13 protein-coding genes are annotated in these 12,291 nt (G+C 70.3%); 4 read left to right on the top strand and 9 right to left on the bottom strand.

What is annotated here, in order from left to right; all coding sequences use genetic code 11:
- Nucleotides 1-31: 31 nt before the first annotated feature.
- Together AC2D9U_RS03730 and AC2D9U_RS03735 are read right to left on the bottom strand one after the other, a co-directional pair.
- Nucleotides 32-337 carry a P-II family nitrogen regulator gene (locus AC2D9U_RS03730; protein ID WP_484746591.1) on the bottom strand — a complete coding sequence of 102 codons (306 nt, stop codon included), beginning with the start codon at nt 335-337 and terminating at the stop codon, nt 32-34.
- A gap of 8 nt (nt 338-345) precedes the next feature.
- A complete protein-coding gene (locus tag AC2D9U_RS03735; RefSeq protein WP_484746592.1) occupies nt 346-1,317 on the bottom strand; it encodes a sodium-dependent bicarbonate transport family permease in 972 nt (323 codons plus the stop codon).
- 93 nt (nt 1,318-1,410) lie between these two features.
- On the opposite strand from AC2D9U_RS03735, the gene AC2D9U_RS03740 reads away from it, so the two are divergent.
- The 4 genes from AC2D9U_RS03740 to AC2D9U_RS03755 are packed head-to-tail and all read left to right on the top strand — an operon-like array spanning nt 1,411 to nt 5,363.
- Nucleotides 1,411-2,376, top strand: a complete 966-nt coding sequence (locus AC2D9U_RS03740; protein WP_484746594.1) for an aminotransferase class IV — start codon at nt 1,411-1,413, stop codon at nt 2,374-2,376.
- Nucleotides 2,373-3,395, top strand: coding sequence for an extracellular solute-binding protein (locus AC2D9U_RS03745; protein ID WP_484746596.1), 1,023 nt, complete (start codon nt 2,373-2,375; stop codon nt 3,393-3,395). The genes AC2D9U_RS03740 and AC2D9U_RS03745 overlap by 4 nt, the downstream gene beginning before the upstream one ends.
- Nucleotides 3,396-3,399: 4 nt before the next feature.
- Nucleotides 3,400-4,584 carry an ABC transporter permease gene (locus AC2D9U_RS03750; protein WP_484746598.1) on the top strand — a complete coding sequence of 395 codons (1,185 nt, stop codon included), beginning with the start codon at nt 3,400-3,402 and terminating at the stop codon, nt 4,582-4,584.
- 2 nt (nt 4,585-4,586) lie between these two features.
- Nucleotides 4,587-5,363, top strand: a complete 777-nt coding sequence (locus AC2D9U_RS03755) for an ABC transporter permease (RefSeq protein ID WP_484746599.1) — start codon at nt 4,587-4,589, stop codon at nt 5,361-5,363.
- Between the two features lies 1 nt (nt 5,364).
- On the opposite strand, the gene gloA is transcribed toward AC2D9U_RS03755, so the two are convergent.
- From gloA to bamA, 7 genes are all read right to left on the bottom strand, one after another.
- The gene (gloA, locus tag AC2D9U_RS03760; protein ID WP_484746601.1) at nt 5,365-5,760 is read right to left on the bottom strand and encodes a lactoylglutathione lyase; all 396 of its coding nucleotides are present in this window, start codon (nt 5,758-5,760) and stop codon (nt 5,365-5,367) included.
- Nucleotides 5,757-6,635: an LpxI family protein gene (locus AC2D9U_RS03765; protein ID WP_484746603.1), complete on the bottom strand. Its 879-nt coding sequence runs from the start codon at nt 6,633-6,635 to the stop codon at nt 5,757-5,759. Before AC2D9U_RS03765 ends, gloA begins: the two co-directional genes overlap by 4 nt.
- Entirely contained in the window at nt 6,632-7,474 is an 843-nt protein-coding gene (lpxA, locus tag AC2D9U_RS03770; protein ID WP_484746605.1) for an acyl-ACP--UDP-N-acetylglucosamine O-acyltransferase, read from the bottom strand. Before lpxA ends, AC2D9U_RS03765 begins: the two co-directional genes overlap by 4 nt.
- A 14-nt stretch (nt 7,475-7,488) precedes the next feature.
- Nucleotides 7,489-7,971 carry a 3-hydroxyacyl-ACP dehydratase FabZ gene (gene fabZ, locus AC2D9U_RS03775; RefSeq protein ID WP_484746607.1) on the bottom strand — a complete coding sequence of 161 codons (483 nt, stop codon included), beginning with the start codon at nt 7,969-7,971 and terminating at the stop codon, nt 7,489-7,491.
- Nucleotides 7,972-8,047: 76 nt separating this feature from the next.
- Entirely contained in the window at nt 8,048-9,067 is a 1,020-nt protein-coding gene (lpxD, locus tag AC2D9U_RS03780; protein ID WP_484746610.1) for a UDP-3-O-(3-hydroxymyristoyl)glucosamine N-acyltransferase, read from the bottom strand.
- A 3-nt stretch (nt 9,068-9,070) separates the two neighbouring features.
- Complete coding sequence (locus AC2D9U_RS03785; RefSeq protein ID WP_484746612.1) at nt 9,071-9,847, bottom strand: OmpH/Skp family outer membrane protein; 777 nt, start codon at nt 9,845-9,847, stop codon at nt 9,071-9,073.
- A gap of 22 nt (nt 9,848-9,869) precedes the next feature.
- Nucleotides 9,870-12,209: an outer membrane protein assembly factor BamA gene (gene bamA, locus AC2D9U_RS03790; RefSeq protein ID WP_484746614.1), complete on the bottom strand. Its 2,340-nt coding sequence runs from the start codon at nt 12,207-12,209 to the stop codon at nt 9,870-9,872.
- Nucleotides 12,210-12,291: the final 82 nt, after the last annotated feature.

Below are 12,291 nucleotides of genomic sequence, written 5' to 3' on the forward strand. Positions count from 1 at the left end.
TGCACCCGCGCAGTATGGCGCGTGCGGCCGCTCAGGCGAAGTGATCCGGCCGCAGCACCATGCAATCGCTGATCGTGACGATGGCGGGGCGCGCGCCGAGCAGTTCCTCCTGCCGTTCCACCACGCGGGCGGCGACCTCCGCCGAGGTAATGCACAGGATCACGACATTGTCGAAGATCCCGCCCGGCGCCCCGGCGCGGCGCAGCCCCTGCCGGCCGCGCCCGGCGCTGACGGGCAGCACCGTCCAGCCCTTGGCCCCCAGATTGTCGAGCCAGGCGGTGACCTGCTCGGCCCGCACCGCCTCCATCACGATCTCGATCCGCTTGCGCGCGTGCATGTGTCGCCTCACCCCATCAGTTTTCTTGCGGCCGCGATCCAGAGCGGGATGCCGAGGATCACGTTGACCGGGAATGTGACGGCAAGCGAGAGGGTGACATAGATGCCCGCATCGGCGCGCGGCAGCGCCATGCGCATCGCGGCCGGCACGGCGATGTAGCTGGCGGACCCCGCCAGCACCGCCATCAGCGCGACGCCGCCGGTGGAAAGCCCCACCAGCCAGCCGCCGAACAGGCCGCTCAGCCCGCCCAGCAGCGGCATCACCACCCCGAAGCCGATCAGCCGCGCATCCAGCCCGCGCGGCGCGGCCTGCAACTGCCGCACGGCCAGCAGCCCCATCTCGAGCAGGAACAGCGCCAGCACGCCGGGGAAGAGGCCCTCGACGAAGGGGGCGAATTGCGCCTTGGCCTTGGCGCCACCCGCCCAGCCGATGAAGAAGGCGCCCAGCAGCAGCACGATGGAGCCCGAGAGCAGCACCTCGCGCAGCAGCTTGCCCAGCGCGGGCGGCGCGCCCGGCCCCTTCTCCGCCACGCCGCCACCGGCCCGCGCGAGCAGCAGCGCGGTGACGATGGCGGGGGTTTCCATCGCGGCCAGCACGGCGGGCATGAAGCCCTCGGATGGCATCTGCGCGGCTTCCAGCGCGCCCACCGCGGCGGCGAAGGTCACCACGCTGACCGAGCCGTAATGGCCCGAGACCGCCGCCGCCGTCTCGCGGTCCAGATGCGAGGCCGCGCGCAGCAGGCCGAAGGCCAGGACCGGCAGCAGGAAGGACAGCGCGATGCCCACCGCCAGCGCACCGAGCAGCCCCTCGCTCGCGCCCGGAGTCGCGATGGCGGCCCCGCCCTTCAGGCCGATCGCGACCATCAGGTAGACGGAGAGCGCCTTGGCCAGCGCATCGGGCAGATGCAGGTCCGAGCGCAGGGCGGCAGCCAGCGCGCCGAGGGCGAAGAACAGGACGGGGGGTGGGATCAGGTCGAACACGGGGCGGCGCTTACGATGCCGCCACAGCCGCCGCAAGCGCGGGGTTTGACCCGCGCCGCGCGGGGCCTATCGTGGCTCACCAAGGAGTGCCGGATGGTCGAGGAAATGGAGGTGCCCACGCACCTCACGGTCGAGAACGCGGATTTCAGCCGTGCCCTCGGTTACGTGGACGGCGCCGTGGTGCCGCTGGACGAGGCGCGGATTCCGGTACGCGATCTCGGCCTGATGTATGCCGACATGACCTATGATGTCGTGCACAGCTGGCGGGGCGGATTCTTCCGGCTGGAGGACCATCTCGACCGCTTCTTCGCCTCCATGGCCGGGCTGCGGCTGGACCCCCGCCTGACGCGGGCAGAGGTGCGCGCGATCCTCGCGCGGCTGGTGCGGCAGAGCGGGCTGGACGATTCGTTGGTCTATTTCGCCTGCACGCGCGGCCAGGCCGTGCCGGGCACGCGCGATCCACGCCTGTCCAAGGCGCGCTTCTTCGCCACCTGCACGCCGCTGATCCTGCGCGGGCAGCCGGCGCAGATGCGGCGCGGGCAGCATGCGCTGATCGTGCCCGAGGTGCCGCGCATCGCCGCTTCCTCGGTGAACCCGGTGTGGAAGAACAGCCATTGGGGCGATTTCCTGCGCGCCACCTTCGCCGCCCAGGATGCGGGCGGCGACGTGCCGATCCTGCTGACCCATGCCGGCGACGTGGCCGAGGCGCCGGGCTTCAACGTCGTCGCCCTTGTGGACGGCACGCTGGTCTCGCCCGATTCCGGCGTGCTGCCGGGCATCTCCTGCCGCTCGATGTTCGACATCGCGACCGAGCTCGGCATCCCCGCGCGCTACGGGCGGTTGACGCCGACCGAGTTGCGCGGGGCGCGGGAAGTGTTCCTCACCGCGACCTCCTGCGGGCTGTTCCCGGTGACGCGTATCGATGGCGCGCCAGTCGGCGAAGGCACGCCGGGACCGGTGACGATTCGCTTGCTCAACACCTACTACCGCAAGAAGAATGCCGGCTGGCACATCACGCCAGCCGCAGCAATCACCGAGACAGGGGAATGGCAGAGATGAGGAAGTGGATCACTGGGCTGGCCGGGCTGCTGCTCGGCGGCGTCATGGCGGTCACGCCGGCCGCAGCGCGGGACCTGACCATCGTGGCCGGTGGCGGCGCGCTGCAGGACCACATGCGGCGCACGCTGTTCTCGACCTTCGGGCAGCCCGTGGTGGACAGCGCCTATGACTACAATGTCGGGCCGATCCGCGCGATGGTGCAGGCGCGCAACGTCACCTGGGACGTGGTGATGGTCGAGGCGCCGGACCTGATCCGCGGCTGCGAGGACGGCATCTTCGAGCGCATCGACTGGTCCGTGGTCAACCGCGCGAAATTCCTGCCCGGCGGCACCAGCACCTGTGGGGCGGGGGCGATCGGCTGGGGCGTCTCCGTGTTCTGGGACACGGCGCGCCACGCGAATGGCCCGTCGAATTTCCAGGAATTCTGGGACACGCAGCGCTTCCCGGGCCGGCGCACGCTGCGCCGCGGCGCGCGCATGACGCTCGAGATCGCGCTGATGGGCGATGGCGTGCCGGCGGCCGATGTCTATCGCGTGCTCGCCACCCCGGCCGGCCAGGCGCGCGCCTTCGCGGCGCTGGACCGCATCCGCCCGAGCCTGCATTTCTGGACCGGCGGGCAGCAGCCCATCGAGCTCGTGAACAGCGGTGAGGTGGCCTATGCGGTGGGCTTCGTGGGGCGTACGGCGAACGCGATCCGCGGCGGGGCACGCTACAACCTCAACTGGAACACGCTGCTCTTCGCCTTCGACTATTGGGCGGTGGTGCGCGGTTCGCCCAACGCGGCGGCGGGCATGCGCCTGATCGAGCACATCACCAATCCGGCGCCGCTGCTGGAACTGACCAAGGTCTGGCCGATCAACCCGGTGACGGCGGCGGTGGCGAACGACCCCGAGGTGCGCGCGCGCAACCCGCTGATGATGAGCAACCATCAGGCCGGCGGACTGCAGATCAGCACCGAGTTCTGGCTGGAGAACGGCCCGGACCTCGAGCAGCGCTTCGCCGCCTGGCTGAACCGCTGAGGGCATGATCGCGCGCAGGAACTGGCTGGCGGCGGCGCTGGTCGCGCCGCTGCTGCTGCTGATCCTGGGCGCCTTCCTGCTGCCCGTCGGCGTCACGCTGGGCACGGCGCTCCGTGACCCGGAGGTCGCCACCACCCTGCCCGCCACACGCGCGGCGCTCACGCGCTGGGACGGGCAGGACCTGCCGGGGGAAGAGGCCTTCGCCGCCATCGCCCGCGAATTGGCGGCGGCCCTTGAGGAGCGGCGGATCGGTGACCTCGCCGCGCGGCTGAACTTCGAGCGCACGGGCATGCGCACGCTGCTGCTGCGCGTCGCCCGCGCGGGCGACAATCTCCAGGCGCCCTACAAGCCCGCGCTGATCGCCCTCGACGCCCGCTGGGGCGAGGCGGAGACCTGGCGCCTGATCCAGCGCGCCGGCGGGCCGGTGACCTCGCTCTACCTGCTGCGCGCGCTCGACCTGACGCGCACGCCCGAGGGCGCGATCCGCGCGGTGGAGCCCGAGCAGGCGCTCTACCGCACGCTGTTCTGGCGCACGCTCTCGGTCAGCGTCATCGTCACGCTGGCCTGCGTGCTGCTGGCCTATCCGGTGGCGGCGACGATCGCGCGGCTCTCCGCGCCCTGGTCCTCCCTCGCGCTGACGCTGGTGCTGATCCCCTTCTGGTCCTCGGTGATGGTGCGCAGCACGGCGTGGTTCGCGCTGCTCAGCCGCGAGGGGCCGATCAACGACGCGATGGTGTGGGCCGGCATCCTGGACGCGCCGATGCAGCTTGTCGGCACGCGTTTCGCGGTGCTGCTGGCGACCATCCATGTGCTGCTGCCGGTGGCGATCCTGCCGATGGTGAGCGTGATGACGCGGCTCGACCGTGCCTATCTGCGGGCCAGCGCCTCGCTCGGCGCGGGGGGCTGGATGACCTTCCGCCGCGTATGGCTGCCCCTCACCCTGCCCGGCGTGCTGGCGGGGGGGGCGATGGTGTTCCTGCTCGCCGTCGGCTTCTACATCACGCCGGCGCTGGTGGGCGGCGAGCGCGACCAGCTGGTCGCCTGGTTCATCGCCTATTTCATGAATCGCGAGGTGAATTGGGGCATGTCGGCCGCACTCTCGGTCTATCTGCTGGCGATGACGGGCGCGGTGCTGGCCGTCGCGCGCGTGCTGACCGGCGGCGTGGCCATGCCGGGGGCGCGGCTGTGAGGGTGGCGCTGCCGCTCGTCACCGGGCTGATCCTCGCCTTCCTGATGCTGCCCATGCTGGCGGCGATGTGGTTGAGCTTCTCGCCCACCGAACTGATGGCCTTCCCGCCGCAGGGTTTCTCGCTGCGCTGGTATCAGGATTTCTTCACCAACGGCCGCTGGGTGCTGGCGACGAAGAACAGCCTGGTCGTCGCCGCCCTCACCATGGTGGTGGCGACGCTGCTCGGCACCATGGCGGCGATCGGGTTGCATCTCGGGCGCTTTCGCGGGCGGGGCGTGCTGGTGGCGCTGCTGACGCTGCCGATGGTGACCCCCTTCATCGTGACGGCGGCGGCGATGTTCTTCGCCTTCTCGCTGATCGGCATCGCCGGCACGCTGCCGGGGCTCGTGCTGGGGCATACGGTGATCGCCGTGCCCTTCGTCGTGGTCTCGGTGCTGGCCACGCTGCAGACCTTCGATGCGAATCTGCTCCGCGCGGCGGCCTCGCTCGGCGCGTCGCCCTGGCTGGCCTTCCGCCGCGTGCTGGTGCCGCTGATCTGGCCGGGCATCGCAGCCGGGGCGATCTTCGCCTTCGCCACCTCGCTCGACGAATTCGTGATCACGCTATTCCTGGCGGGGCCGGGGCAGTTCACCCTGCCGCGCCAGATGTACGCGAATGTGCGCGAATACATGACGCCGACGATCCTGGCGGCGGCGTCGCTGCTGTTCGTCTGCTCGCTGGTCTTCCTCGCCCTCAGCGAGGCGTTGCGGTTGCGCGCGAAGCGGCGCAACCGCGCGTGATTCACTTCCGCTCGATCAGTTCGATCTTGTAGCCATCGGGATCTTCCACGAAGGCGATGACCGTGGTGCCGAACTTCACCGGCCCCGGTTCGCGCGTGATCTTGGCCCCGGCGGCGCGCAGCGCGTCGCAGGTCGCGTAGATGTCGGGCACGCCGACGGCCAGATGACCGAAGCCGCCGCCGAGGTCGTACTTCTCGACACCGTAATTGTAGGTCAGCTCGATCACCGCGGCCCCGGTGCTCTCCTCGGCATAGCCGACGAAGACCAGCGTGTACTTGCCCTCCGGCACATCACGGCGGCGCAGCTCCTTCATGCCGAGCGGGCCTGTGTAGAAGGCGACGCTCTTCTCGAGGTCACCGACGCGGATCATCGTGTGCAGCATGCGAGGCTGGCTCATGTCGATTCGTCCTTGTTGAAGTCGGCAAGAAACTGATCCGGCTGGATCGCCACCAGGAACAGCCCGGCGGCCTCCGCGGCGGCGACGGTGACGTCGCGGTCGATCACGATGGTGCCCGATTGTCCGTTGCGGCCCTCGATCGCGATGCCGCGCAGCCCCGCGGCCGCGGCGGCGCGGATGGTGTCGGGGCCGATGACCGGCATGTCCACGCGAATATCCTGGCGCGGCTTCATCAGCTTCACCAGCACGCCGCCCGGGCCTTCGCGCTGCAACTCGCCGCAACGGGCCAGCATCGCATCCGTGCCCTCGATCGCCTCGAGGCCGAGCACCATGCCCTGCTGCACCACGCATCCCTGCCCGACATCGGCATTGCCCAGCGCGCGCACCACGCCGATGCCGCGCGCGATGTCGGCGCGCGCCTGGTCATCGGGCTGGATGCGCGTCAGCGGCCCTGGCTCGACCAACAACTCGGCCAGGATCTCCTGACCACCGAGCGGATTGAAGCCTTCCTCGCGCATCAGGGCCACACAGGCGGCGAGAAGGCTGTCGTCGCCACCAAACAGCGCACGGCGACCCAGCCTTGCCGCGATCTTCGCGCCTTCGGCATCGAAGCGCAGCGACAGGAAGGAAGGCCGCTTCACCTTGCCCGCCAGCACCAGGTCGCGCGCCCCGGCGCCACGCAGCTTGCGCTGCATCCGCCCGACATGGCCGATCGGGATCACCTCCGCGCCCGGGAAACGGCGGTAGTCGCGCGGCTCGGCGAAGCCTTCGAGCAGGATGATGCACAGGCTGCGCCCGGCCTTCGCGGCGGCGTCTGCGATGCGGATGGGGTACATCCCGCCGCCGGCGACAAGGCCGAGCGGTTCGCCACTCATGCGGCCTCTCCCGCGTCCTCATCCTCGGGGTTCGAGCGGCCGAAGGGCACCAGCCCGTGCTTGCCGCGCTCGGCCGCGAAGCCCAGGATTTCCTGCAGCAGCGCATCCTCGGGGTGCTGTGCGGCCATCCCGGCCGCAGCTTCATCAGGCCGAGGGGCGCGGTAGAGTTCGTGCACCACGCGCGCCACCGCCATCACCCGTTCCTTGGACAGGCCAAGGCGCCGGCGCATGGCGATGGTGTTCAACCCGTAGAGCTTCGCGCGATAGCCCTTGGCCCGGCCATAGGGCAGCACGTTGCGCTCCACGCCGGACATGCCCGCGACCATCGCCATGCGGCCAACCCGCACGAATTGCTGGATCGCGGCGCCGCCCGAGATGACGGCGAAATCGCCGATCGTGACATGCCCCGCGAGCATCACGTTGTTCACGAGGATGACATTGTTGCCGATGGTGCAGTCATGCCCGACATGCACCACGCACATCAGCAGGCAATCCGCCCCGATTCGCGTCACGCCGCTGCTGCCGGTGCTGCCGCGATGGATGGTCGCGTGTTCGCGCACCTGCGTGCGGGCGCCGATCTCCACCGAGGTCGGCTCGCCCTTGTACTTCAGATCCTGCGGCGGCAGGCCGATGGTCGCGAAGGGGAACACCTTCACGCCGTCGCCCAGCACCACGCGGCCATCCAGCACCACATGGGCGATCAACTCGACATCGGCGCCGAGCACGGAGTCGGCGCTGACGATGCAGCCCGGACCGATGTGGCAGTTCGGGCCGATCCGCGCACCCTGCGCGACATGGGCGGCCGGGTGGATGACGGCCGTGGCATCGATGAGGGACAAGCCCGGCGCCCCGCTCACTTGTCGAGAATCATGGCGGCGTAATTCGCCTCGGCCACGACCTTGCCATCGACCTTGGCCTCGGCGTTGAACTTCCAGATGTTGCCGCGCGACTTCTCCTTCACGACATGCACGCGCATCTGGTCGCCCGGCACCACCGGCTTGCGGAACTTCGCGTTGTCCACGGTCATGAAGTAGACCAGCTTGCCCTGGGCGCTCGGCCCGAGCGTCTCCACCACCAGCACGGCGGCGGTCTGGGCCATGCTCTCGATGATCAGCACGCCGGGCATCACCGGGTGCTGCGGGAAATGCCCCTGGAAGAAATTCTCGTTGATGGTGACGTTCTTGATGCCGACGGCCGAGACGTTGGGCACCACATCGACCACGCGATCCACCAGCAGGAAGGGGTAGCGATGCGGGATCGCCTGCATGATCCGGCTGATGTCATAGGCCTCCACCGTCGCGGCTGGTGGCGTTGCTGCAGGCTCCTGCTCCGTCATATCGACCCCCCGGGCTTCTTGCGGCCCCTGTCGTAATCCAGACGCGCGCGGAGGGGAACCACGCGGGGCTGCGGGATCATCCGGGCTTCTGGGCCAGGCGGCGCAGCGTCGCGAAGGCACGCAGCGTCTCGCGCGCCGGCCAGGCGGGGCTGCCCACGATCCGCGCCCCAGGCTCGACATCGCCCATCACGCCCGATTGCGCGCCGATCTGCGCGCCATCGCCGATGCTCAAATGGCCGGAAGTGCCGGCCTGTCCCCCCATCTGCACGCCATGGCCGAGCGTGGTCGAGCCCGCGAGGCCCACCTGCGCGACCAGGACGCAGGACTGTCCGGTGCGGACATTATGCGCCACCTGCACGAGGTTATCGAGCCGCGTGCCCGGGCCGAGCACGGTGTCACCCTGGCTGCCACGATCGACGCAGGCGTTGGCGCCGATCTCCACCCGGTCGCCCAGCAGCACACGGCCAAGCTGGGGCATGGTCTCGAAGGCGCCCTCGGGGGTCACGGCGAAGCCGAAGCCCTCCTGCCCCACGCGCGCGCCGGGGTGCAGCACCACGCCGCGGCCCGCGATGCAATGGCTCAGGCTGGCATGGGCGCCAATGCGGCAGCCCTCGCCGAGCACCACGCCCTCCCCCACCACGGCGCCAGGGCCGATGAGGCAGCCCGCCCCGATTTCCGCCCGCGCGCCGATCACGGCCAGCGGACCGACCTCGACGCCCTCGCCCAGCACGGCCGTGGGATCGACGACGGCGGAAGGATGGATGCCGGGCCGGGGCGCGGGTGCGGGATGCAGGCGGGCCAGGATGCGCGCGAAGCCGAGATAGACACGCGGCGCGACGATGGCGGCGCAGCCTTCCGGCAGCCCGGCCAGAAGATCTGCGGAGAGCACCACGCAGGCCGCACGTGTCGTCGGCAGCAGCTTGGCGTAGCGGCGGTTGTCGAGGAAAGAGATCTCCTCCCCCGTCGCCTCCTGCAACGGGCCGGCGCCGCGGATCAGGCGGGCGGGATCGCCGCGCAGTTCGCCCCCGGCAATCGCCGCCGCCTCACCCAGGCTGAGCGGCACGCCGCCCGGAAAGAAGCGCGGATCGGCGCCCACGCCTCAGTTCCGCCGCGGCGGCTGGGCGGGCTGGGCCGGAGCGGCGGGGGGCGTGGCCGGACGGGCGGCCGCCGCGGGCGCGGGGGCGGGCGCATCCGTGGGCGGGGCGCCTTCGGGCGGCAGGTTCACGGTGCGGAGCACGCGATTCATCTGCGCCGAGACCTCGTCGGTGATGTCGAAGCCGGCCTCGTTGAACACGACAAGCGGGCGCGGCAGCACCATGTTCACGCCGCGCGAGGCCGCGACCTGGCGGATCACGGCGCCGAGCGCCTGCTCGATCTGCTGCAGCCCGGCCTGCGTCGCCTGGTCGATGGCGCGCGAACGGTCGCGGAAGATGCGCTGGGCGTCGGTGATGCGGTCCTGCAGCTCGCGCTCGCGCGCGCGCAGCGTCTCGGGCGGCAGGGTGGCGCGGCCGGCGGCCAGCGTCGCCTGTTCCTCACGCCAACGGGTCTGCTCGCGCTGCAGGTCGTCGTTCAGCCGGGCGCGGCGGCGCTCGATCTCCTCGCGCACCTGGTTGAAGGCGGCGGAGAGGCGCTGCACCTCGGGGATGTCCACGATGGCGATGACCGGCGCGGGCGGGCGCTGGCCGGCGGCAGGCGGGCGCTGCTGGCCTTGCTGGCCGCCCTGGGGCGGGCGCTGCTGGGCCTGACCCTGCGCCCCCCCTTGCGGGCGCTGCTGGCCAGGGACGAACCATTCGGGGTTCTGCTGCTGGGCGCGCACAGGCTCCACCGTGAACAGGAGAGCCGGCAGGAGGGCGGGCAGCAGGAGGCGAAGACGCATCGTCAGAAAATCCCGGAAGGAGCTAGAAGCGGGTGCCGAAGCCGAACCGCACGAGCTGCGTTTCGTCATAGTCTTTCTTCACGACAGCCTGCGCGACATCGATGTTGATCAGGCCGACCGGCGTGCGCCAGGACAGGCCGACACCCATGCCCACGCGCGGGCTGCTTTCGTCGACCACGCCCACGCCGCTCACGGGCGTGTCGTAGAGCGCGCCGACATCGACGAAGGCGCGGCCGATCAGGCCGAGTTCCTGCGGCAGCGGCAGCGGGAAGCGCAGCTCCGTCGTCTGCGTCCAGATCATGCGGCCGCCGAGCGGGTCGTTCGTCGTGGTGTCCCGCGGGCCGGCACCGGCGAGAGCGAAGCCGCGGAGGTTGTCGCCGCCGAGGAAGAAGCGGTCGATGATGCGCTCATCGCCCTTGTCGCCCCAGGGCGTCAGCTGCCCGCCACCCAGGGTGAGGACCAGCACATAGTCCCGGTCGCCCAGCACGCGCTCGAGCGGGATGTAGCCGGCGATGTCGCCGCGCAGGCGGATATAGGCGACATCGCCGCCGAGACCCGCGAAATCACCGCCGATGCGCACCACGTAGCCGCTGCGCGGATCGATGCGGCTGTCGCGCCGATCGTAGGAAAGCGTGGTGCTGACCTGGCTGAGCAGCGTGGTGCCGATCTGCTCGCGGATGAAGCGGCTGGCATTCGGATCCACGTCGTAGATCTCGCGCTGCACCAGGCTGTAGGACCAGGACTGGCGCAGCCGCTCGTTGATCTCGTATCCGGCGCGGATCGCGGCACCGGCGCGGCGCTCGGAGTAGCCCGAGGTGTCCTGCAGGTTGCGCGTGACGTAGAAGATGTCGAAGCCCGCGGCCAGGTTGCGGTCGAGGAATTGCGGGTCGGTGACCGAGAAGTCGAATTGCTGGCGCCGTTCGGCCAGCAGCGCCTGGACGCGGGCATCGACGCCGGAGCCGAGGAAGTTGCGCTCGCGGATGCCGAAATCCGCCAGGAAGCCGGCATCGGTCGAGAAGCCGCCGCCCACGGAGACCTCGCCCGTCGCACGTTCCTGGATCTGCGTGTTCAGGATCACGCGGTCAGGGGCGGAACCGGGCTGGGGCGTGATCTCGGCGGCCGCGAAATAGCCCAGGTCGCGGATGCGCTGGCGCGAGCGGCGCACCTGGGAGGCGTTGAAGGCGTCGCCCTCGGCCAGGCGGAACTCGCGGCGGATCACGCGGTCGGCGGTGCGGTTGTTGCCGTTGATGTCGATACGCTCGACGAAGGAGCGCGTACCCTCCACCACCTCGAAGGTCACGTCGACGACGCCGCTCTCCCGGTCACGGGAAACGCGTGGACGCACTTCGACGAAGGGAATGCCGCGCTGCCCGAGGCTCTCGGTCAACGCCTCGACCGTGCGCTCCACGGCGTCGCCGTCGTACCAGCCGCCTTCGGCAATCAGCAATTCCCGGCGGAGCGAGGCGGCATCGACGCCGCGCACCGTGCTGGTGAGTTCCACCTTGCCCACGCGATAGCGGCGGCCTTCGTCGATCGTGTAGGTCACGAAGAAGCCACTGCGGTCGGGCGACAGTTCGGCGGTGGCGCTGAGGACCTGCATGTCCGCATAGCCCGCTCGCAGGTAGTAGCGGCGCAGCAATTCGCGGTCGAAATTCAGCCGCTCGGGGTCGTAGACGTCGGAGCTGGACAGCAGGCGGTACCAGGCCTGCTCGCGCGTGGCGACAACGTCGCGCAGGCGGCTGTCGGAATAGGCCTCGTTGCCGACGAAGCTGACGCGGCTGACCAGCGCGGCCGTGCCTTCCTCGATCTCGAAGACCACGTCGACGCGGTTCTGATCGAGCTGGATGATCTTCGGCTCGACCCGCGCGGCGAAGCGGCCGCGCCGCGCGTAGATCTCCAGGATGCGCTGGCGGTCGGCCTGCGCCGCCTGTGGCGTGAAGACGGCGCGCGAGCGCAGGGTGAGTTCGGGGCGGAGATTGTCGTCCGAGACCTTGGAATTGCCCTCGAAGGCCACGCGGTTGACGATCGGGTTCTCCTCGACCTGCACGCGGATCCGATCGCCATTGCGTGAGACCACGACATCGCGGAACAGCCCGGTGGCGAACAGGGTGCGCAGGCTGCGGTCGAGCCGATCGGCATCGAATCGATCGCCCGCCTGCAGAAGCATGTAGGAACGGATCGTGTCGGCCTCGATGCGCTGGTTGCCCTCCACATCCACGCCACGGATGATCGGCCCCTGCCCGGGCGGGGGGGCGACAACGGCGGGGGCACGCGGGGCGCGCTGCTGCGCCTCCGCCGGCAGCACGAGGGCCACGGGGATCAGGCAGGAGGCGGCGAGCAGAAGGAGCCGATGGGCGACCAAGGCTTCTATCCCAATACGATCCCCTGGCGGGAGGGCCCGAGGCAGGCCCGAGTCAGGGTGGTGGCAAGGCGGCGGACACTAG

Source organism: Roseomonas sp. TF40 (assembly GCF_057219975.1).

Bases quoted from the DNA above. Each gene is read 5' to 3' on its own strand.
- AC2D9U_RS03785 (WP_484746612.1), bottom strand. From the start codon at position 9,847: ATGCGTCTTCGCCTCCTGCTGCCCGCCCTCCTGCCGGCTCTCCTGTTC.
- AC2D9U_RS03740 (WP_484746594.1), top strand. From the start codon at position 1,411: ATGGTCGAGGAAATGGAGGTGCCCACGCACCTCACGGTCGAGAACGCG.
- AC2D9U_RS03765 (WP_484746603.1), bottom strand. From the start codon at position 6,635: ATGAGTGGCGAACCGCTCGGCCTTGTCGCCGGCGGCGGGATGTACCCC.
- fabZ (WP_484746607.1), bottom strand. From the start codon at position 7,971: ATGACGGAGCAGGAGCCTGCAGCAACGCCACCAGCCGCGACGGTGGAG.
- AC2D9U_RS03750 (WP_484746598.1), top strand. From the start codon at position 3,400: ATGATCGCGCGCAGGAACTGGCTGGCGGCGGCGCTGGTCGCGCCGCTG.
- AC2D9U_RS03730 (WP_484746591.1), bottom strand. From the start codon at position 337: ATGCACGCGCGCAAGCGGATCGAGATCGTGATGGAGGCGGTGCGGGCC.
- gloA (WP_484746601.1), bottom strand. From the start codon at position 5,760: ATGAGCCAGCCTCGCATGCTGCACACGATGATCCGCGTCGGTGACCTC.
- AC2D9U_RS03745 (WP_484746596.1), top strand. From the start codon at position 2,373: ATGAGGAAGTGGATCACTGGGCTGGCCGGGCTGCTGCTCGGCGGCGTC.